The sequence below is a fragment of the Actinoplanes sp. NPDC024001 genome (genome assembly GCF_040638955.1).
Classification (GTDB): domain Bacteria; phylum Actinomycetota; class Actinomycetes; order Mycobacteriales; family Micromonosporaceae; genus Actinoplanes.
The window spans coordinates 1-19801 of the sequence record NZ_JBEZZB010000177.1 but is presented as its reverse complement, the minus strand read 5'-3'; the positions used below and the strand labels follow the sequence as shown (position 1 = coordinate 19801).

At 73.7% G+C, this 19801-nt stretch carries 13 protein-coding genes and 2 pseudogenes; 10 read left to right on the top strand and 5 right to left on the bottom strand.

The window, feature by feature from the left end; all coding sequences use genetic code 11:
- Positions 1–531: 531 nt before the first annotated feature.
- Both AB0F81_RS42495 and AB0F81_RS42490 read right to left on the bottom strand, forming a co-directional pair.
- The gene (locus AB0F81_RS42495) at positions 532–1911 is read right to left on the bottom strand and encodes a M28 family metallopeptidase (RefSeq protein WP_360208076.1); all 1380 of its coding nucleotides are present in this window, start codon (positions 1909–1911) and stop codon (positions 532–534) included.
- Positions 1912–1959: 48 nt separating this feature from the next.
- Positions 1960–2517, bottom strand: coding sequence for a TetR family transcriptional regulator (locus AB0F81_RS42490; protein ID WP_360208073.1), 558 nt, complete (start codon positions 2515–2517; stop codon positions 1960–1962).
- A gap of 105 nt (positions 2518–2622) precedes the next feature.
- On the opposite strand from AB0F81_RS42490, the gene AB0F81_RS42485 reads away from it, so the two are divergent.
- The 5 genes from AB0F81_RS42485 (at position 2623) to AB0F81_RS42465 (ending at position 11111) form a co-directional block, all read left to right on the top strand.
- The gene (locus AB0F81_RS42485) at positions 2623–3996 is read left to right on the top strand and encodes an FAD-dependent monooxygenase (protein WP_360208071.1); all 1374 of its coding nucleotides are present in this window, start codon (positions 2623–2625) and stop codon (positions 3994–3996) included.
- A gap of 62 nt (positions 3997–4058) precedes the next feature.
- Positions 4059–5168 (top strand): AAA family ATPase, encoded by a 1110-nt coding sequence (locus AB0F81_RS42480; RefSeq protein WP_360208069.1) that lies wholly within the window; start codon positions 4059–4061, stop codon positions 5166–5168.
- On the top strand, positions 5165–7435 hold the full coding sequence (locus AB0F81_RS42475) for a DUF5682 family protein (RefSeq protein WP_360208066.1): 2271 nt from the start codon (positions 5165–5167) through the stop codon (positions 7433–7435). Before AB0F81_RS42480 ends, AB0F81_RS42475 begins: the two co-directional genes overlap by 4 nt.
- Positions 7432–8550 (top strand): VWA domain-containing protein, encoded by a 1119-nt coding sequence (locus tag AB0F81_RS42470; protein ID WP_360208063.1) that lies wholly within the window; start codon positions 7432–7434, stop codon positions 8548–8550. The genes AB0F81_RS42475 and AB0F81_RS42470 overlap by 4 nt, the downstream gene beginning before the upstream one ends.
- Complete coding sequence (locus tag AB0F81_RS42465) at positions 8547–11111, top strand: hypothetical protein (RefSeq protein WP_360208061.1); 2565 nt, start codon at positions 8547–8549, stop codon at positions 11109–11111. Before AB0F81_RS42470 ends, AB0F81_RS42465 begins: the two co-directional genes overlap by 4 nt.
- 2 nt (positions 11112–11113) lie before the next feature.
- Here AB0F81_RS42465 and AB0F81_RS42460 read toward each other — a convergent pair whose 3' ends face one another.
- On the bottom strand, positions 11114–11752 hold the full coding sequence (locus tag AB0F81_RS42460; protein ID WP_360208078.1) for an ElyC/SanA/YdcF family protein: 639 nt from the start codon (positions 11750–11752) through the stop codon (positions 11114–11116).
- Positions 11753–11839: 87 nt separating this feature from the next.
- Here AB0F81_RS42460 and AB0F81_RS42455 point away from each other — a divergent pair, with 87 nt between their 5' ends.
- Positions 11840–12538 carry a GNAT family N-acetyltransferase gene (locus AB0F81_RS42455; protein WP_360208058.1) on the top strand — a complete coding sequence of 233 codons (699 nt, stop codon included), beginning with the start codon at positions 11840–11842 and terminating at the stop codon, positions 12536–12538.
- A 147-nt stretch (positions 12539–12685) separates the two neighbouring features.
- On the opposite strand, the gene AB0F81_RS42450 is transcribed toward AB0F81_RS42455, so the two are convergent.
- The gene (locus tag AB0F81_RS42450; RefSeq protein WP_360208055.1) at positions 12686–13492 is read right to left on the bottom strand and encodes a class I SAM-dependent methyltransferase; all 807 of its coding nucleotides are present in this window, start codon (positions 13490–13492) and stop codon (positions 12686–12688) included.
- A gap of 108 nt (positions 13493–13600) precedes the next feature.
- Between AB0F81_RS42450 and AB0F81_RS42445 the strand changes: the two genes are divergently transcribed.
- Positions 13601–14275, top strand: a complete 675-nt coding sequence (locus AB0F81_RS42445; protein ID WP_360208053.1) for a helix-turn-helix domain-containing protein — start codon at positions 13601–13603, stop codon at positions 14273–14275.
- 156 nt (positions 14276–14431) lie between these two features.
- On the opposite strand, the gene AB0F81_RS42440 is transcribed toward AB0F81_RS42445, so the two are convergent.
- On the bottom strand, positions 14432–16675 hold the full coding sequence (locus AB0F81_RS42440; RefSeq protein ID WP_360208051.1) for a glycoside hydrolase family 3 N-terminal domain-containing protein: 2244 nt from the start codon (positions 16673–16675) through the stop codon (positions 14432–14434).
- 201 nt (positions 16676–16876) lie between these two features.
- On the opposite strand from AB0F81_RS42440, the gene AB0F81_RS42435 reads away from it, so the two are divergent.
- From AB0F81_RS42435 to AB0F81_RS42425, 3 genes and pseudogenes are all read left to right on the top strand, one after another.
- Positions 16877–18163, top strand: coding sequence for a glutamate-cysteine ligase family protein (locus tag AB0F81_RS42435; protein ID WP_360208049.1), 1287 nt, complete (start codon positions 16877–16879; stop codon positions 18161–18163).
- 20 nt (positions 18164–18183) lie between these two features.
- Positions 18184–19473: pseudogene (egtB, locus tag AB0F81_RS42430) on the top strand (ergothioneine biosynthesis protein EgtB); the annotation flags it as partial.
- A gap of 95 nt (positions 19474–19568) precedes the next feature.
- Positions 19569–19801, top strand: a pseudogene (locus tag AB0F81_RS42425) (ergothioneine biosynthesis protein EgtC); the annotation flags it as partial.

Genomic DNA, 19801 nt, shown 5'->3' with positions numbered 1-19801 from the left:
CGCTTCGACCGGCCCGAGACGGCGCTGGCGGTCGGCCGGTTCGTGCGGCTGCAGCTGGGGGTCGCTTCGACCGGCTCGAGACGGCGCTGGCGGTCGGCCGGTTCGTGCGGCTGCAGCTGGGGGTCGCTTCGACCGGCTCGAGACGGCGCTGGCGGTCGGCCGGTTCGTGCGGCTGCAGCTGGGGGTCGCTTCGACCGGCTCGAGACGGCGCTGGCGGTCAGCCGGTTCGTGCGGCTGCAGCTGAGGGTCGCTTCGGTCGGTCTGAGGCGACGCTGGGGGCCGGCCGGTTCGTGCGGCTGTGCCTAAGGGTTGCTTCGCCCGGTCCACGTCCGCTGGGGCGGCGGGGCTTGGCGGGCTTAAGCCCGGCGGTCGCCGGGCGGCCTTGAGTGGCTGGTGATCGCGTTTAGGTGGGGCGGTGTAGTTCGGCGGGAGGTGTAGCCCGTACCGAAAAGGGGCGAAGAGAGCGCGACTCGCGGTCGAAGAGATCGGGTGTCTGGGCCGCGATGGTGGGGGAGTCAGCCGGGTGGGGAGTCAGCCGGGCTGGGGGGCGGCGGCGGGGCTGCGCAGGCCGGAGCGCGCGACCGCGCGGACGCCGAACTGGACGTTGTCCTTGGAGATGTCGACCGTGACGGTGGTGACGTCGCCGACCGGGATGACGTGCTGCCAGTCCGGCGCGGTGGTCTCCCGCCACACCACCTCGTAACCGGCCAGGTCCGGCTCCGGGCCGGCCTGCCAGCGCAGGGTGGTCTCGTTGGTGAGCTGGGTGGTGTCGATGACGACGCCTTTCGGCGTGCCGGGCGCCTGGGAGAGGGACCAGAGGGTGGCGGCGTTCACCCGGGCCACCCGGGCGATGTAGTCGAAGTCGCAGAATTCCACCAGGTCGCCGTATTGGATGCCGTCCTCGACGCGGACGTCCTGGTGTTCGTGGGCGAAGTTCTCCCGCGGCTCGGTGAAGCGGGCCGCCGGGTAACCGCGCAGCAGGAACGAGATGTGGTCGCTGCCGCGCAGATAGCGGTCGCGGCGCCAGATGACCCGCACGTTCATGCCGGTCTGCGGATTTTCGGCGACCTCCTCGACGAAGCGGCCCAGCTGGCGGGAGGGGCCGTCGTTCTCGCCGCCGACGCTGCGCCGGGTGTTGGCCTGCGCGGCCGTCTCCGAGGTCGGCACGCCCTCGACGAACAGGCGCACGGTGCGCGGATCGGGCCGCGTGCCGTCGCCGGGGTTGCCGGTGCCGACGATGTCGTTGCTGAACATGGCCTGGATGTCGGCGTTGGCGTCCCGGTAGCGCTGGGCCATGTGGTCGGAGCCGTAGAGGCCCTGCTCCTCGCCGGCGACGGCGGCGAAGACCAGCGTGGCGGCCGGCCGGCGGGTGGCGAAGACCCGGGCCAGCTCCATGATCACGGCCACGCCGGAGGCGTCGTCGTCGGCGCCGGGCGCGTCGCTCACCGCGTCGAGCACGTCGGAGGCGCGCGAGTCGTAGTGGCCGGTGATCACGTAGATCCGCTCCGGCGAGGCGCTGCCGCGCAGCGTGGCGATCACGTTGGTGATCGTGGTGGGCACCGGGATCCGCGGTGAGACCGGCTGCACGAACGACTGCAGCTCGACGGTCATCCGGCCCTCGGAGGCGGCCGCGGACTGCTGGAGCTGCTGGTAGATCCAGTCGCGGGCGGCACCGATCCCGCGGACCGGATCGGTCTGCGAGGAGAGCGTGTGCCGGGTGCCGAACGAGGCGAGTTTCCGCACGATCGCCTCGACCCGGTCCGCGTCGATCTCGCGGAGGATCTTGCGGAGCTCGGCGTCCGGTGGGCGCTTGCGCGGGCCGGCCGCCTGCGCGGCCCGCGCAGGCGCGGCCAGGGACGCTGACGCCGCGGCGGCAGCGGTTGCGGACAGGAAGGTACGCCTTCTCGCCATGGCTGCCACTCTGGTCCACCCGGGACGAGATGTCCATGGCTATCGATGTCAGATGGTGCCAGTGAGGTAGCGCTGCACGGTCGGCGCCAGCCAGGCGATCGCGGCCTCCCGGTCCAGGCTGACGACCGGCGGCAGGCGCAGCACGAACCGGCAGAGCGCGAAACCGAGCATCTGCGAGGCGATCAGGCCGGCCCGGGTGGGCGCCTCGGCCGGGTCGGGCGCCACCTGGGCGGCGAGTGGGCCGACCTGGCCGGCGAAGAGCAGGCGCATCCGCTCGGCCGCCGCCTCCTGGGTGACCGCGGCGCGCAGCAGGGCGAGCAGCGTCTCGTCACCCTCCCAGCGGTTGATGAAGTGGCTGACCAGCCGGGTGCCCAGGCGGTCGGTGGGTTCGCCGGTCAGGTCGGGCATCCGCAGGTCGAACTCGGCGGCCGCGGCGAACAGGCGCTCCTTGTTGCCGTAATAACGCATGACCATCGACGGGTCGATGCGCGCGTCGGCGGCGATCGCCCGGATGGTGGCGCGCTCGAACCCGTCGGCGGCGAAGCGCTCCCGGGCGGCGGCCAGGATCGCGGCCCGGGTGGCGTCGGAGCGTCGTGGCGAGGTCATGCCGCCAGCCTATGCCAACAAGTGTTTGCCAACAACTGTTGACTCGATCTCGCAGTGATGCCTATCGTTGCCAACAAGCGTTGGCATTTGAAGGAGGAACCACTCATGCACACCACCGTCGCGATCATCGGAGCCGGCCCGACCGGGCTGCTTCTCGCCGGCGACCTGGCGCAGGCCGGCGTCCAGGTCACCCTCTACGAGCGCCGCACCGGCACGTCCAACCTCACCCGGGCCTTCGGCGTGCACGCCCGCACGCTGGAGTTGCTGGACGCCCGAGGGCTCGCCGACCAGCTCGTGCCCACCGGCGCCCGGGTCGAGCGGCTGCGGCTGTTCGACCGCATCCGGCTCGACCTGACCCGGCTGCCGTCCCGCTTCCCGTTCCTGTTGATCACCCCGCAATACCGGGTGGAGCAGGCCCTGGAGGAGCGGGCGGTGAAGGCCGGCGCGACGATCGTCCGGGGCGCCCGCCTCACCGGCCTGCGGCAGGACGACGCGCGGGTGACGCTCGACTTCGGTGACGACACGGCCACCGCGGACTACGTCGTCGGCACCGACGGCGTGCACAGCGTGGTCCGGTCCGCGCTCGGCCTGCCCTTCCCCGGCCAGGCGGTGCTCACCTCGATCATGCTGGCCGACGTCCGGCTGGAGCAGCCGCCCGAGGACGTGCTCGCGGTCAACACGGTCGGTGACGCGTTCGCGATGGTGGCCCCGTTCGGCGACGGGTGGTTCCGGATCTTCGCCTGGGACCGCCGCCGCCAGGTCACCGACGACACCCCGGTGACGCTCGACGAGATCCGCGAGGTCACCCGGCGGGTGCACGGCACCGACTTCGGGCTCACCGAGGCGCGCTGGCTCTCCCGGTTCCACAGCGACGAGCGGCAGGCGCCGAGCTACCGGGTGGGCCGGGTCTTCCTGGCCGGCGACGCGGCGCACGTCCACTCGCCGGCCGGCGGCCAGGGCATGAACACCGGCCTGCAGGACGCGGCGAACCTCTCCTGGAAACTCGCCGCCACCGTGCGGGGGTGGGCGCCGCAGGGGCTGCTGGACACCTACCAGGCGGAGCGGCACCCGGTCGGCAAGCTGGTGCTGCGCAGCAGCGGCATGCTGATCAGGATGGCGATGGTCCGGTCGGCGGCCGGCCGGTGGGCGCGCAACACGGTGGGTTCGGTGCTGCTCGGTCTGCCGCCGGTGGCCCGGCGGGCCACCGGCGTGATCTCCGGCGTCGGCATCGGCTACCCCGGCGCGCCGCGCGCCGCGGACCTCGCCCTGCGCGGCGGCGAGCGCCTCTACGAGGCACTTCGCGAGGGCAAGCACGTGCTGGTCACGGCGGCGACCTTCGAGGGGTACGCGGATCGCCTGCACGTGGCAGCCCCGGAGCGGGACAACGGCGAGGCGATTCTGGTCCGCCCGGACGGTTACGTGGCGTGGCGCGGTCCCGCCGCGCAGGCCGAGGCGGTGCTGCCCCGATTTCTGTCATAGGCGGTCGCTAGGGTCCTCCCGTCGCGAACTGATGATCTGCGCGATCTGACCGAGGTGATGTCGTGAGTCTGCTGTCCGATCCGCCCGCCGAGCGAGTGCAACGGCCGCCCGCCGAGGTGCGGCACGCCGACGAGCTGGCCCGGCTCCGGGCCGCCGACGACGCTCCGCGACCGCCGGGCTGGGCGCTGAGCCTGCGCGCCGCACGGGCCTTCATCGTCGGTGACGCCGAGCTGGGGATCGTCCGCAAGTTCGTCGGCGACCCGTCGCTGATCGACCGGGCGCTGGTCAGCCTCGCCACCAACCGGGGGCTGCTGCTGGTCGGTGAGCCGGGCACGGCGAAATCTCTGCTGTCCGAGTTGCTGGCGGCGGCGGTCAGCGGCGACTCGACGCTCACCATCCAGGGTGGCGCGGCCACCACCGAGGACCAGATCAAGTACTCGTGGAACTACGCCCTGCTGGTGGCCGAGGGGCCCAGCGAGCGTTCCCTGGTCCCGGCGCCGCTGCTGCGGGGCATGGCGCAGGGCCGCACCGTGCGCTTCGAGGAGATCACCCGGTGCCCGCTGGAGGTGCAGGACTGCCTGCTCTCCCCGCTCTCCGACCGGGTCATGGCGGTTCCCGAGCTGCCCGGCGACGCCGGCATGGTCTTCGCCCGGGACGGGTTCAACATCATTGCCACCGCGAACACCCGGGACCGCGGGGTCAACGACATGAGCTCGGCGCTGAAACGGCGCTTCAACTTCGAGACGGTCTTCCCGATCGCCGACTTCGACACCGAGCTGGCCCTGGTCGAGGCCGAGGCGGGCGCGCTGCTGCGCCGTTCCGGGGTCACCGCCCCACCCCGGCGCGACGTGCTGGAGGTGCTGGTCACCACGTTCCGCGAGCTGCGCAGCGGGCGGACCGCGCGGGGCGACGAGATGGAGCGGCTGTCCGCGGTGATGAGCACCGCCGAAGCGGTCTCGGTCGCGCACGCGGTCGGGATGCGCGGCTGGTTCCTGCGTGGCACCTCCGGCAGTGCCGCCGACCTGGTCTCCTGCCTCGCCGGGACGGCCGCCAAGGACAGCCCGGAAGACCTCGCCAAACTGCGCCGCTATCTGGAGCAGCAGACCTCGTGGCGCACCGGCGAGCAGTGGCGGGAGCTGCGCGACGCCCGGCGGGAACTGCCCGGCGGATGAGCCTCACCGTCATCGGGGTCCGGCACCACAGCCCGGCCTGCGCGCGCCTGGTCGCCTCGACGATCGCCGCGGTGCGGCCCGCGTGGGTGCTGGTCGAGGGGCCGGCCGAGATGAACGGCCGGATCGGCGAGCTGCTGCTCGAGCACGAGCTGCCGGTGGCCGTGTTCACCGGATATGCGGACGAGCAGCGGCGGCACGCGTCGTGGGCGCCGTTCTGCGACTACTCACCGGAGTGGGTGGCGCTGCGGGCCGGCCGGGAGGTGGGCGCCGAGCTGCGCTTCATCGACCTGCCCGCCTGGCACGAGGCGTTCGCCGAGCGCAGCAACCGCTACGCCGACGCCGAGTTGCGTTACGCCGAGGTGGTGGAGCGGCTCTGCGCGGCGTTCGGTGTGGACAACACCGACGCGCTCTGGGACCACGTCATCGAGCTGGAGCCGGCCGAGGGGGCGGCGGAGCGGCTCGCCGCCTACTTCGACCTGATCCGGGGGTCGTCCGCGGCGGGGGCGTCCGACACGGCTCGGGAGGCGTACATGGCCGGCTGGATCCGCGCGGCGTGCGCGGCCGCCGGCGACCGGCCGGTCGTCGCCGTGGTGGGTGGTTTCCACCGGCCGGCTCTGCTCCGCGCGGTGAGCGGCGACGGTCCGGCCGAGTGGCCGCAGGTGCCGCAGCCGCCGGCCGGGGCCACCGCCGGCAGTTATCTGGTGCCCTACTCGTTCCGGCGGCTGGACGCCTTCGCCGGCTACCAGTCCGGCATGCCGTCGCCGGACTACTACCAGCGGCTCTGGGAGGCCGGCCCGGTCGAGGCCGGCCGCCACCTGATCACCGCGGTCGCCGGGCGGCTGCGCCGGCGGGGACAGCCGGTCTCCACCGCCGACCTGATCGCCGCGCGCGCCGGCGCCGAGGCGCTGGCCCGGCTCCGCGGCCACCACCACCCGGCCCGGGTGGACGTGCTCGACGGCCTGGCCGCCGCCCTGGTGAACGAGGCGCTGGACGTTCCGCTGCCGTGGTCGGTGCGCGGTGAGATCGCGACGGGCCAGCACCCGGCCGTGGTCGAGATGACCGCGGCGCTCAGCGGCGAGCGGGTGGGCCGGCTGCATCCGGACACCCCGCTGCCCCGGCTGGTGCACGCGGTCACCGCCGACCTGGAGCGGCTCGGCCTCGACCGGCCCGGCGAGTTCACCGTCGACCTGCTGAAACCCGAGGACCAGGCCCGCAGCCGGGTGCTGCACCGGCTGCGGGTGCTGGCGATCCCCGGTTTCGAGCGGAGCATCGGCCCGGCCACCGGCCTCGACCCGGTGCTGGCCGAGGAGTGGACCGTCCGTGACCACGAGCACCGCCTGGTCGCCCTGATCGAGGCCGGGGGTTACGGCGCGACCCTGGAGTCGGCCGCCGCGGCCCGGCTCACCCAGCGGATCGAGGAGGCCGCCGGAGACCTCGGGCGGCTCGCCGGCGCCCTCTTCGACGCCGCGCTCGGTGGCGTCACCGAGCTGGTGGCGGACGTTCCGGCCCGGCTGGAACGGGGCGTGGCGGCCGGCACCGACCTCGGTGAACTGGGCCGGGTCCTGGCGGTCACGCTGGCCCTGTGGCGGCACGACCGGCTGCTCGCCACGGCGGGCAGCGCGACGCTCGGCACCGTGGTGGCCGCCGCGGCCCGCCGCATCCTCTGGCTCGCCGAGGGCTGGCACGGCGCCGGGGCCCCGGCCGACCCGCCCCGCATCCGGGCCGTCGTCGCGGTGCGGGACGCCTTGCTGCACGCCGCCGAGGTAGGCGTCGACCGCGCCGCCACCGCCGCTGTCGCCGGGCGGGTCGCGGCCGACCGGGCCGCGCCACCCGACCTGCGCGGCGCCTTCTACGGTCTGGCCCGCATGCTCGCGGCGTCCACCGTGGAGGCGGATCCGGCGGCGGCGGTGCGGGGCGCCTTCGCGGCCGGGACAGCGGGGGACTGGCTGTCCGGGTTGTTCGCGGTCGCCCGCGAGTCCATCGGGGACACCCTCGACCTGATCGACGACCTGGTCGGCGGGCTCGGCGCCGACGACTTCCTGGTGGCGCTGCCCGCGCTGCGGCAGGCGTTCGAGTTCTTCCCGCCGCGTGAGCGGGAGAGCATCGGCGAGCGGCTGCTCGCCCGGCGCGGGCTGACCGGCTCCGGGCGGGACCTGCTGCGGGCCTCCGTCGCCCCGCAGATCGTGGCGGCCGGGCTGGCGCTGGACGAGCGGGTCGAGGACCGCCTGGCGCGGGCCGGGCTCCTCGCGGCGGGGGACCTCGGATGATCGATCCCGGGCTGGAACGCTGGCGGCTGATCCTGGGCCGCCCAGCCGCCGGCGCCCTGGGCGAGCCCGACGGCGAGGCGGCCGAGCGGGACGCCGCACTGGACTGGCTCTACGGCCGCGACGACCAGCTGGACCGGCGCGACATCCGCCGGCGCGAGGGCGGCATCGGGCCGTCCCGGCTGAGCACCGTCGACTGGCTGGACGGGATCGTGCGGCTGTTCCCCAAGGAGACCGTGGAGCGGCTCCAGCGCGACGCCGTCGAACGCTACGAGATCAACGACATCGTGACCGACCCCGCCGTGCTCGAACGGGTCGAGCCGAACCCGGCCCTGCTGCGCGCCGTCCTGCGGACCAAACACCTGATGGACCCCGAGGTGCTGCGGCTGGCCCGGCGCATCGTCGAGGCGGTGGTCCGGGACCTGACGGCCCGGCTCGCCACCGAGGTCCGGCACAGTTTCGCCGGGGCACGGGCCCGCCGTGCCAGCCGGTTCAAGCAGGCCCGCGACTTCGACGCCGGGCGGACGATCCGGGCCAACCTGCGCCACTACCAGCCGGAGGAGAAGCGAATCCATGTCGAGACGCCGTACTTCCTGTCCCGGTCGCGCCGGCACCTCGCACCCTGGCAGGTGATCCTGCTGGTCGACCAGTCCGGGTCGATGCTGCCCTCGGTGATCCATTCGGCGGTCACCGCCGCCTGCCTGTGGGGGCTGCCCGGGGTACGGACGCACCTGGTCGCGTTCGACACCGAGGTCGTCGACCTCACCGCGGACGTCAGCGACCCGGTCGAGCTGCTGATGAAGACCCAGCTCGGCGGCGGCACCGACATCGCCCGCGCGGTGCGGTTCGCGGCGCAGCTCATCGAGCAGCCGCGCCGCACCATCGTGGCGATCGTCAGTGACTTCTTCGAGGGCGGTTCCGAGGCGGACCTGGTGCGGGCGGTGCGCGGGCTGGTCGAGCAGGACACCATCGTGCTCGGGCTGGCGGCGCTCGACGAGCAGGCCGACCCGGCGTACGACCGGAAGTGCGCCCAGCGACTCGCCGACGTGGGCGCCACGATGGGCGCGATGACCCCGGGCGAGCTGGCCGCCTTCGTCGCGGAGCGGGTGGGCCGGTGACCGCCGAGACGATGCCGGTCCGGGCCGACCTGCTCGCCCTGGACGCCGAGGCGCTGGCCGTGCTCACCAACCGGGGCCTGGTCAAACGCGCCGGCCGCGAGGCCGGCCGGGAGCCGCCGGAGATCTCGCCGGGTCCGGAGTCGACCGTGGTCGCCGTGTTCAGCGACGGCGTCCGCGCTGAACTGCCGGTGGGTGGCCTGGAACTGGGGCGCTGCACCTGCGGTGCGGTCACTGTCTGCCGCCACCTGATCGGCCTGGTCTTCGCCTATCAGGCCGTCGCCGCTCCGGGGAGCGCCAAAGCCGGCCAGGCGGAAGCCGATGGCGGTCTGGTGAGTACCGGAACTGGCCGGGCGGGGGCCGATGGCGGGCCGGTGAGTGCCGGAACAGGTCAGGCGGAGGCCGATGGCGGGCCGGTGAGTGCCGGAACAGGCCAGGCGGAGGCCGATGGCGGGCCGGTGAGTGCCGGAGCTGGCCAGGTGGGAGCCGGTGTCGGTCCGGTGAATGGCGAGGCTGGCCAGGCAGGGGCCGGTATCGGCCCGGCGAGCGCCGACGTCGTTCCGGAAGCCCTCGCACCGAGGACAGCGGCGGCCGCGGCGGAGGTTGACGCAGCCGCTTCGAAGGCCGGGGCGACATGGTCGCCGGGTGGGTTCACCGACGAGGATCTGGTCGCCCGGATCGGGGCACGCCTGGTCGCGTCCGCCCGCCGCACCCTGCGGACCGGCTTCACCGCCCGGATTCGGCGGGGCGCGACCCCGGTCGTCGAGCTTGCCTCGGCCACCGTGCGTTTCCTGGTGCCGCATGCACTCGGTTTCGTGCACACCGACGCCCGCGCCGGGGTGCGCGACGATGTGATCGCTCTCGCCGTGTGGGCGTTCCGGGCCGCCGACGCCGAGCAGCCCGATGCCGCGGAGTGTGTGGTCGACGTGGGCGGCGGCCCGTCCGGCGCGGCGTCCGGCGGCAGTGGCCTGGAAGCGGTTGTGGAGTTCGCCGCCGAGGTGCTGCGGGCGGGCGTCGTGCACGCCGGCGACGGCCTGTCCGCCGCGGCCGCCGGCCACCTCGTCCGGCTGGAACGAGCCGGCCTGCGCTGGCCGCTCGACGCGACGGCCGAGTTGGCCGGTCAACTCGCCGCCTACCGCCGGCGCAGCGCCCGGTATGCACCGGAGACCACCGCCGACCTGATCGCGGAGCTGTTCGCACGGCATCGGGCGGTGCTGGCCGGCGGCAGCGCCGGGGTGCGGGCGCGGGTGCTCGGTTCGGAAGAGGCCGCCCAGACCCCGCTGCGCCGGGTCCGCCTCGACGGGCTCGGCGCCCGGGTCACCGCGGTCGACGACGAGCGGCGGGTGGAGATCTTCCACGCGCACCCGGCCTCCGGGGTGGTCCTGGTCTCGCACCGCGAGTGGACCGCCGAGGACGACGGTCCCGCGCTGAGCCGCCGCCGGTTCGGCGGGGCGACGGTCGGCGCACTGGCTGCCGGTGTCGTGATCACCGAGTCGGCGATCCGGAGCGCGAGCAGGGCGGTCCGGGTGACCACGGGCCGGGTCGCCCGCTCCACGGTGACCGTTTCCAGCGGTGCCTGGGCGGACCTGCCGCCGAGCCTGCTGGTGACGGATTTCGCCCGGGCCGCGGACGAGTGGGAGGCGCTGCCGCCCCGGCCGGTGCGGGCCCGGGTGCGGGCCGAACTGGTGCGGGTCCTGGCGGTAGCCGAGGTCTGCGGGATGCGTTACACGACGGGCGACCAGCGGCTGACCGTGGAGATCCGCGACAGCGCGGGCACCCCGGCGTTCGTGGTGGCCACCCACGCCAGCGTGGCCCCGGGCCGGCTGGACGCGGTCGCCGCAGCTTTCTCCGGGCGCCACGGCACCCCGCGCTTCGTGGCCGGCAGCGTGCACCGCAGCGGCGGGGGCCTGGTCATCGACCCGTACGCGATCGCCGCCGACGGCCCACCGATCGTCCCGGATCTCGCCAACCCCGATCCAGCCGGCATCGGCCTCACCCCGCAGGAGGCCCGGCTCGCGCCAATCTCCGCCTCCGACCCGACCGGCCTCGCGCCGCAGGCAGGATGCACGCCGGCCTCTATGTCGGATCCGGCCGGCCTCGCGCCGCAGGATCGGCTCGGGGCGGGCTCAGCCTCTGGTTCGGCCGGTGTCGCGTCGCAGGATCGGCAAGGTCCGGGCTCCGCGTCTGGTTCAGCCGGCCTCGCGCCGCAGGATCGGCTCGGGGCGGGCTCCGCGTCCGAGCCGGCCGGCGTCGGCGCTGGGATCGCGCCGCAGGCGGGGCGCGGGCCCCGGCCCGGGATCGCGGCGGATCCGCTGGGCGGGGCGATCGCGGAGGCGCAGGCGGTGCTCGCCGAGATGGCTCACACCGGGCTGGCTCACCTCCCCGCCTCGGCCACCGGCCGGCTGCGCGGCGCCCGTGACGGGCTGGCCCGGGTCGGGCTGCGCCGGGTGGCCGCTGCGCTGGACGTGCTGGCCGGCCACCTCGGGCCGGACCCGGGCGGGGCCGCCACCGAGGCGTGGGTGGACGCCTACCTGCGGGTGAGCACAGCCCAGGAGCTGCTGTGACCTCAGGAACTGACCGCGGCGTCCACCCCGGTCTCGCGGCGGCCCAGGAAGACCGGGTCGCGGCCGGAGACCACGTCGAGGGCGGCTTTCAGAGCGGCGCCGTGTTCGCGGACCTCGCCGCGCAGCCATTGCGGGCGGTAGACGCGGACGCTCTCGTCGCCGACGCCGTTGGTCTCGATGCCGACCTCCCGGCAGAGCGCCACGGCCCGGGGCAGGTGGAAGTCCTGGGTCACCACGATCGCCCGGTTCACCCCGAAGATCCGGTGGGCGCGGACGCACGAGTCGTAGGTGTCGAACCCGGCATGGTCGAGCACCACCCGGTTGGTGGGGACGCCGTGGGTGGCCAGCCAGACCATCATCGCGCCCGGTTCGTCATAGTTCCAGTCGGCGTGGTCGCCGGAGACCAGGATCGCCTTCACCTTGCCGGCCTGGTAGAGCCGCCGGGCGATCTCGAGCCGCGCCTCCAGGAACGCCGACGGGCGGCCACCCGCGTCCACCTGGGCGCCGAGGACCAGTGCGACCGGGGCGGCGGGCACCGACTCCAGGTTGTGGATGTGGCCGTCCGCAGCCTGCCGCACCCACCGGTCCGCTCCAGCCACGGCGAGGACGGCCAGGGTGGCACTCAGCACGCCCACCGTCATCAACCGGTGGAACACGACGCGGAGGAAGGGAAGCTTCAGCACCGGCCCGAGGATGGCAGATTCGGTCAATGCGGCACCATGGCCGTCATGCTCGAGAGGGATCCTCTGATTCGCTGGGCGCTGGCCGCCCGGGACGCCGAGGTCTGGCGCCGCCCGGACGCGATGGTCGTGGTCTGCCCGGACCTGTCGCACTGGGACCGGCTGGTGATGAGCGGTGACCCCGGTGCGCTGGCCGCCCTGTTGCGGGAGGTGATGCCGCAGGTGGGTGGCGACTTTCGGCCGTTCGGCTCGGAGGAGCTGGTCACCGCGGTGGTCGAGCGGTCCCCGGAGCTGGAGGTCAGCGCCCGCTTCGCGTGGATGGAGACGACCGAGCCGGTCGGCTCGAAAGCGCCGGACGGGCCGGCGCCGAGCTGGCTGCCGGAGTCCGCGTGGCCCGAGGTGAGCGCGCTGATCGAGGAATCATTTCCGGACTCGTACGCGAAACCCGGCGGGACCGACGTGAAACGCTGGGCGGGCATCCGGGACGACGACGGGCGGCTGCTGGCGGTGGCCGCGGAGGCCTGGTCCACCGACGAGATCGGCTTCCTGGCCGGGGTGACGACCCGGGCCGACGCCCGCGGGCGCGGTCTCGCGGCACGGCTGTGCGCGTTCGCGGCCGACGAGCAGCTGGTGGGCCGCGAACGCGTGGCGCTGCTCGCCGACTACTGGAACACCGCGGCGATCGCCACCTACCGGAAGCTGGGCTTCGCCATCCGGCCGGTGGCGGCCGCCCGCCGGTCCGGGTGAATCGGTTGGCCGCGGCTCGCCCGGTGACCGGAGCGAGCGGTCCCGCCGGTGGCGGCGCGGCCGGCGGCTGGTGAAGCGCGGTCAGTCCGCCCGGGCCAGCTGGGTGAAGCGCGGTCAGTCCGCCCGGGCGGGCCGGGTGAAGCGCCGTCAGTCCGCTCGGCGAGCCGTGTAGATCAGGTACTCCCAGTCCATCGCGCCGCCGCCCACATCGAACCGGCGGCCCAGCTCGACCAGCTCCCGGTCCAGCGCCTCCACGCGCTCCGGATCCTCCGCGATGTTCTGGTAAACCGCGATCGTCGGCCCGTACCGGCTCTTGAAGTAATCCCGGAACTCCTCCGGCCGGTCGAACAGATCGACCCGCAGCTTGCGGCGTTCCACGCCGGCGCCCTCGACGCCGGAACCGAAGAGACCGGCCAGGTGTGCCGGGTCGCCCCAGCGCGGCGGAGGCTGAGCGCCGGGCGGCGGCGGTGCCGCGTACGGCTTCATCGTGGCGAACATCTGCCCGATGAACCCCTCCGGCGTCCAGTTGATCAGCGCGATGGTGCCGCCGGGCCGGCATACCCGCAGCAGCTCACCGGCGGCGGCCTCGTGGTGCGGGGCGAACATCACGCCGATGCACGAGATCACCGTGTCGAACTCGGCGGTGTCGAACGGCAGCTCCTCGGCGTCCGCCTCGCGCCAGGCCAGTTTGGCGTCCTGCGCGGCGGCCAGCCGTTCGCCGACGGCCAGCAGTTCCGGGGTGAGGTCACTGGCCGTGACGGTTGCGCCGGCCAGGGCGGCCGGGATGGCGGCGTTGCCGGTGCCGGCGCCGACGTCGAGAACGGTCCGCCCGGGTCCGATTCCGGCCGCTTCGACGAGGACCGGCCCGAGTGGGGCGACGATCTCGGCGGCCAGTGCCGGGTAGTCACCCGACGCCCACATCGCACGGTGCTTCGCTTTCACAGGGTTCGTCATGCCTTCGACGCTAGGAATCCGCACCCGGCCGGCCTAGTACACGATGTGTACCGCGACTGTCCGCAATCGGACGTCGCGCCTCGATCGTGCCGGGCTTATCGTCGCTGCATGGGCGCGTCTTACGGGCAGTTCTGCCCGGTCGCGAAGGCGATGGAGCTGCTGGACGAACGCTGGACCGTGCTGGTGATCCGGGAGTTGCTCTCCGGCAGCCGGCGCTTCAACGATCTGCGGCGCGGCCTGCCGCGGATGTCGCCGACACTGCTCTCCCGCCGCCTCCACCAGCTCGCCGCGGCCGGCCTGATCGAGCGGCAGCAGTTCGGCGCCGAGGTGGAATACACGCTGACTCCCGCCGGCAAGGAGCTGGAGCCGATCGTGCGCGCGCTCGGTGTCTGGGGCACCCGCTGGATCCCCGAGCTGGGCGATCGTGATCTCGACCCGAAACTGCTGCTCTGGGACATGCGCCGGGAGATCGACCTGGGCGCGGTGCCGCGGCGGCGCACGGTGCTGCAGTTCAGCTTCCCGGCCGCGCCGCCGAAACTGCGCGACTGGTGGCTGGTGATCCGCCCGGACGAGGTGGATCTCTGCGACGTCGATCCCGGTCATGAGGTGGACGTGCGGGTGACGGCCGAGCTGCGCTGCCTCACCGACGTCTGGCTGGGCAACCGCACCTGGGACGCCGCGTTGCGCTCCGGCGGCCTCAGCTTCGCCGGCCCCGAGGGCCTGCGCCGGGCGTTGCCCGGCTGGTTCCGGCAGTCCGCTTTCGCCGGCACGCCCCGGCCTTGACAACCCCGGCATCGTACGGGCTACGCAAGGTCCCGTGGCTAAGCGCGATCGCGCTGCCCACTCGAGGCCCCAGCGCGACCGCCGGGAAAGGGTGCCACGACAGGCCGTGGTGATTTCGAGTGCGCACCGCACCCGAAATCACCACCCAGGCCTGCCTCAGCTGATCCGGAACTTGGCGGAGTGCAGCGACGACGGGCGCGAGTCGGGCCCGACGAGCAGCTCGAAGTCACCCGGCTCGACGACCCGGTGGCCCTCGGCGTCGACCAGCGTGCAGACGCTCGCCGGCACCTCCAGGTCCACCGTCACGCTCTCGCCCGGCGGCACGCTCACCTGCCGGTACGCCTTCAGCTCCCGCGACGCCCAGGTCACGCTGGTGACCAGGTCGCTCACATACACCTGCACCGTCTCCAGCGCGGGCCGCTTGCCGGTGTTGGTGAGCCGCACCGTCGCCCGGACCACGCCGTCGGCCGGTACGTCCGGCTCGCCGATGGTCAGCCCGTCGTACACGATCGTGGTGTAGCTGAGTCCCTCGCCGAAGGCGAACAGCGGGTCCTGGGTGAGGTCGGCGTACCGGCTGCCGTGCTGGCCGCGCAGCTGGTTGTAGTAGATCGGCTGCTGCCCGGCGTGCCGGGCGGCGGAGATCGGCATCCGGCCGGTCGGCTCGATCCGGCCCAGCAGCAGCTCCGCGATGGCCTGGCCGCCGCGCATGCCCGGGTTGAACGCCTGGATGATCGCGGACGCCTCGAGTGCCGACGGCGGCAGCACGTGCGGTTTCGAGTCGATCAGCACGACGATCATCGGGGTGCCGGTGGCGGCGACCGCGTCGAGCAGGGCGATCTGCCCGCCCTGCAGTTCCAGGGTCGCGGTGGACTTGCCCTCGCCGGTCAGGTTGACCGTGTCACCGACCACCACGATCGCGTAGTCGGCCTGCTCGGCGGCGGCCGTGGCGGCGGTGAGCCGCAGCGGCTCGGCCGGGACGGGCTGCGCGATCGGCGGCCGCGGCTGACCGTCCGGGAACGTCTCGCCGTCCGGGTCCGGCACCAGCCGGACGATCTCCGCGCCCGGCTCGTGGACGACCTCCCAGTCGTCCGGGACGGCGGCCAGCAGCCCGTCCAGCACGGTGGAGGTCAGCTCCCGCGGGTGGCCGTCGGGCATCCAGTCGACCTGGCCGGAGTTGCCGGCCCAGTCGCCCAGCTGCGCCGAGACGTCGTGGGCGTTCGGGCCGAGGACGGCGATCCGCCGGGGCCGGCCGGTGGCGAGCGGCAGGACGCCGTCGTTGCGCAGCAGGACCAGGGAGCGGCGGGCCACCTCGAGGTTGAGCTCGGTGTGCTCGGGTGCGCCGATCACCGCCCGCTGCCGCTCGGCGTCCGGGGTGCGCGGGTTCTCGAACAGGCCCAGCTCGAACTTCAGGCGCAGGATCCGGCGTACGGCGGCGTCGATGTCGCTCTCGGTCAGCAGGCCGCGCCGGACTGCCTCCTGAGCGCCTTCGAAGAAGGCCGGGGTGACCATGACCACATCGTTGCCGGCCTTGACCGCCCGGGCCGCGGCCTCGGCGTAGTCGGCGCAGACCTTCTGCTCCCAGACCATCCGGCCGACGTTGTCCCAGTCGGTGACGAGCGTGCCGGTGAAGCCCCACTCGTCCTTGAGCACGTCGTTGAGCAGCCACTTGTTGGCGGTGATCGGCACGCCGTCCATCGACTGGTAGCCCAGCATGAAGACCGCGCAGCCCTCCTGGGCGGCCCGCTCGAACGGCGGCAGGAACCAGGAGCGCAGCTTGCGGCGGCTGATGTCGGCCTCGCTGGCGTCCCGGCCGCCCTGTGTCTCGGAGTAACCGGCGAAGTGCTTGGCGGTGGCCAGGATCGCGGTCGGGTCGGTGAGCCCGCCGCCCTGGTATCCGCGGATCATCGCGGCGCCGAGCTCACCGATCAGGAACGGGTCCTCGCCGAAAGTCTCGTCGACCCGGCCCCAGCGCAGGTCCCGGCCGATGCACAGGACCGGCGAGAAGGTCCAGTGGATGCCGGTGGCCGCGGCCTCGATCGCGGTGACCCGGGCGACCCGCTCGACCAGCTCGGGATCCCAGGTGGCGGCCATCGCCAGCTGGGTCGGGAAGACGGTGGCGCCGGGCCAGAAGCCGTGGCCGTGGATGCAGTCCTCCGCGGTGATCAGCGGGATCCGCAGGCGGGTCCGGGCGACCAGCTCAGCGGCCTCGACCAGCTTGGCCGGGGAGGTGTGCAGGATCGAGCCGGCCAGTTTCTCCAGGACGATCTCCGACACGTCCTGGCGGGCGTCGAGCTGGAGCATCTGCCCGACCTTCTCGGGCAGCGTCATGCGGCCCAACAGATCCTCCACCCGCTCCGGAACGGGGAGCGAAGAATCCTGATAGGGGAAGTCTGCGGGCATGCGTGCCTCCGGTCTGACGAACACGAACGGTAGGGAGTCTTCCAGTCCGGAACCGGTTCCGGCACCCCGCCCCGGTTCCGGAACTTTCCGATCTTTGTTCACTCTTTCGGGGAGGCGGATTCCCCATGATGCCGGTATGGTCCTCACTGGACCGCACGCATCGAGGTTGAATAATAACCTTGAGTAACCGTGAGGGGGATCATGGGTTCGACCGACCGGGTCCTGAAGAGGACCGGCGAAGCGATCGAACACATCTCCGGCATCTGTTTCAAGACCGGCCCGCCGCGGCGGATCGGCGCCGAACTGGAATGGACCACGCACCGCGCCGACGACCCGGCCGCCCATCTGCGGCCTGATCAACTGGCTACCGCGCTGGGCGAGCACGCACCGGTCTCGCTCGGCAACCCGCATCCGGTGCCCCTGCCCGCAGGCGGCACGGTCACCGTCGAACCGGGCGGCCAGGTCGAGATCTCCTCGGCCCCGGCGGACTCGCTGCCCGCCCTGCACGCCGCTGTCACCGCCGACCACGCCGCCCTCGCCGAACTGCTGGCCCGCTCCGGGATCGTTCTGGGGGACCGCGGCCTCGACCCGTACCGGGCGCCACGGCGAATTCTCGACACCCCGCGTTACGCCGCGATGGAACGCGCCTTCGACAGCGCCGGGCGCACCATGATGGGCGGCACCGCCGGGCTGCAGGTCTGTCTCGACGGGGCCACGCCGTACCGATGGGCCGCCCTGCACGACTGGGGCCCGGCGCTGATCGCGCTCTTCGCCAACTCGCGTTTCCAGGCCGGCCGTGACACCGGGTGGGCGTCCGCCCGGATGGCCGCCTGGTACGGCATCGACCCGCGCCGGACCGCTCCGGTGCCGCTCACCGGTGATCCCGCCGCCGCCTGGGCCCGGTACGCGCTGGATGCCCCGCTGCTCTGCGTGCGCCGCGACGGCGACCGCTGGGACGTCCCGCCCGGCACCACCTTCACCGACTGGATCGAGGCCGGCGGCATCGAGCACCGCTGGAGCGGTCCCAGCCGGTTCGGCGGCCGCCGGATCGGGGCCCGGCCGCGGGGCCGCCCGCGCGTCACCGAACCGGTCGCGCGGCCGCCGACCGTGGCCGACCTCGACTACCACCTGGGCACGCTCTTCCCGCCGGTCCGGCCGCGCGGCTACCTCGAGGTCCGCTACCTGGACACCCAGCCGGGCCAGGAGTGGATCGCCCCGGTCGCGATGCTCGCCGCCCTGCTCGCCGGCGACGCCGTCACCGACCGGGCCCGTGACCTCGCCGCGCCCTCGGCCGGCCGGTGGCGCAGCGCCGCACGTCTCGGCCTGGCCGACCACGAGGTCCGGGTCAGCGCCGCCGGCCTCGCCGAACTGGCATGCCGCCACCTCGATCGCACCGGCCTGCCACCGGACGTCCGCGACACCGTCGCCGACGTCGTCTCCCGGCGCCTGCACGCCGCCGTCTCCGGACGGCTGATGAAGACCGCCTGATGAGGAAAGGGACCTCCCGAATGACCCAGGATTTGCGGCTCACCATCGCCGCCGAACTGGAGCGCACCCGGGCCCGGACGGCGCTGCTCACCGACGCCGTCGACGACACCGACCTGATCCGCCAGCACTCGCCGCTGATGTCCCCGCTGGTGTGGGACCTGGCACACGTCGGCAACCAGGAGGAACTCTGGCTGGTCCGGGACGTGGGCGGCCGCGACCCGGTGCGCCAGGACATCGACGAGCTGTACGACGCCTTCAAGCACGCCCGCCGGGACCGCCCGGCCCTGCCGCTGCTGGATCCCGCCCAGGCCCGCGCCTACGTCGCGCAGGTCCGGGACAAGGCCCTCGACGTGCTCGACCGGGTGCGTTTCGACGACGACCGCCGGCTGGTCGACGGCGGCTTCGCGTTCGGCATGATCGTCCAGCACGAGCAGCAGCACGACGAGACCATGCTCGCCACCCACCAGCTGCGGGCCGGATCGCCGGTGCTGACCGCGCCGCCACCACCGGCGCCGGTGGCCCCGGTTGGCGGGGAGGTGTTCGTGCCCGGCGGCCGGTTCGTCATGGGCACCGACACCGACCCGTGGGCGCTGGACAACGAGCGGCCGGCGTACCCGGTCGACGTGCCCGCGTTCTTCATCGACGCGGCGCCGGTCACCAACGGCGAGTACCTCGCCTTCATCGACGCCGGCGGCTACCAGGACCCGCGCTGGTGGAGCCCGCGCGGCTGGGAGCACCGCAACGCGGCCGGTCTGGAAGCCCCGCTGCACTGGATCCGTGACGGCGGCGGCTGGCTGCGCAACGCCTTCGGCCGGGTCGAACCGGTGCGGCCCGCCGAGCCGGTCGTGCACGTCTGCTGGTTCGAGGCGGAGGCGTACGCGGCGTGGGCCGGCAAACGGCTGCCCACCGAGGCCGAGTGGGAGAAGGCGGCCCGCTGGGATCCGGCGACCGGCCGGTCCCGCCGTTTCCCGTGGGGCGACGAGACGCCCGGCCCTGAGCACGCCAACCTGGGCCAGCGGCATCTGACCCCGGCCCCGGTCGGCGCCTACCCGGCCGGTGCGTCACCGCTCGGCGTGCACCAGCTGATCGGCGACGTCTGGGAGTGGGTGTCGTCCGGGTTCGAGGCCTACCCGGGGTTCGCCGCGTTCCCCTACCGCGAGTACTCCGAGGTCTTCTTCGGCGGCGACTACCGGGTGCTGCGCGGCGGCTCGTTCGGCACCGACCGGGCCGCCTGCCGGGGCACCTTCCGCAACTGGGACCACCCGGTCCGGCGGCAGATCTTCAGCGGCTTCCGCTGCGCCCGGGACGCAGTGAACCATTTCCCACCTGGCACCGAGCCTCAACGGTCCAGGCCGTCGACCAGCGCCATGTCGCGTCGGCCCCGCCACGGTGAAAACGGTTCATGATGTGCCGTCACCTCGGTTACCTCGGTCCGCCCGTACCCCTGTCTGATCTGCTGCTGGACCCGCCGCACGCGCTGGTGAAACAGGCGTGGGCGCCGCGCGACATGCGCGGCGGCGGCACGATCAACGCCGACGGCTTCGGCGTCGGCTGGTTCACGCCCGGCGCCTCGGCGCCGGTGCGCGTGCGCAGCGCGATGCCGATCTGGACCGACGCGTCGCTGCCGGCGCTCGCCGC

Bases quoted from the DNA above. Each gene is read 5' to 3' on its own strand.
- AB0F81_RS42495 (WP_360208076.1), bottom strand. From the start codon at position 1,911: ATGGCGAGAAGGCGTACCTTCCTGTCCGCAACCGCTGCCGCCGCGGCG.
- AB0F81_RS42490 (WP_360208073.1), bottom strand. From the start codon at position 2,517: ATGACCTCGCCACGACGCTCCGACGCCACCCGGGCCGCGATCCTGGCC.
- AB0F81_RS42485 (WP_360208071.1), top strand. From the start codon at position 2,623: ATGCACACCACCGTCGCGATCATCGGAGCCGGCCCGACCGGGCTGCTT.
- AB0F81_RS42475 (WP_360208066.1), top strand. From the start codon at position 5,165: ATGAGCCTCACCGTCATCGGGGTCCGGCACCACAGCCCGGCCTGCGCG.
- AB0F81_RS42470 (WP_360208063.1), top strand. From the start codon at position 7,432: ATGATCGATCCCGGGCTGGAACGCTGGCGGCTGATCCTGGGCCGCCCA.
- AB0F81_RS42460 (WP_360208078.1), bottom strand. From the start codon at position 11,752: ATGACGGTGGGCGTGCTGAGTGCCACCCTGGCCGTCCTCGCCGTGGCT.
- AB0F81_RS42455 (WP_360208058.1), top strand. From the start codon at position 11,840: ATGCTCGAGAGGGATCCTCTGATTCGCTGGGCGCTGGCCGCCCGGGAC.
- AB0F81_RS42450 (WP_360208055.1), bottom strand. From the start codon at position 13,492: ATGACGAACCCTGTGAAAGCGAAGCACCGTGCGATGTGGGCGTCGGGT.
- AB0F81_RS42445 (WP_360208053.1), top strand. From the start codon at position 13,601: ATGGGCGCGTCTTACGGGCAGTTCTGCCCGGTCGCGAAGGCGATGGAG.
- AB0F81_RS42440 (WP_360208051.1), bottom strand. From the start codon at position 16,675: ATGCCCGCAGACTTCCCCTATCAGGATTCTTCGCTCCCCGTTCCGGAG.
- AB0F81_RS42435 (WP_360208049.1), top strand. From the start codon at position 16,877: ATGGGTTCGACCGACCGGGTCCTGAAGAGGACCGGCGAAGCGATCGAA.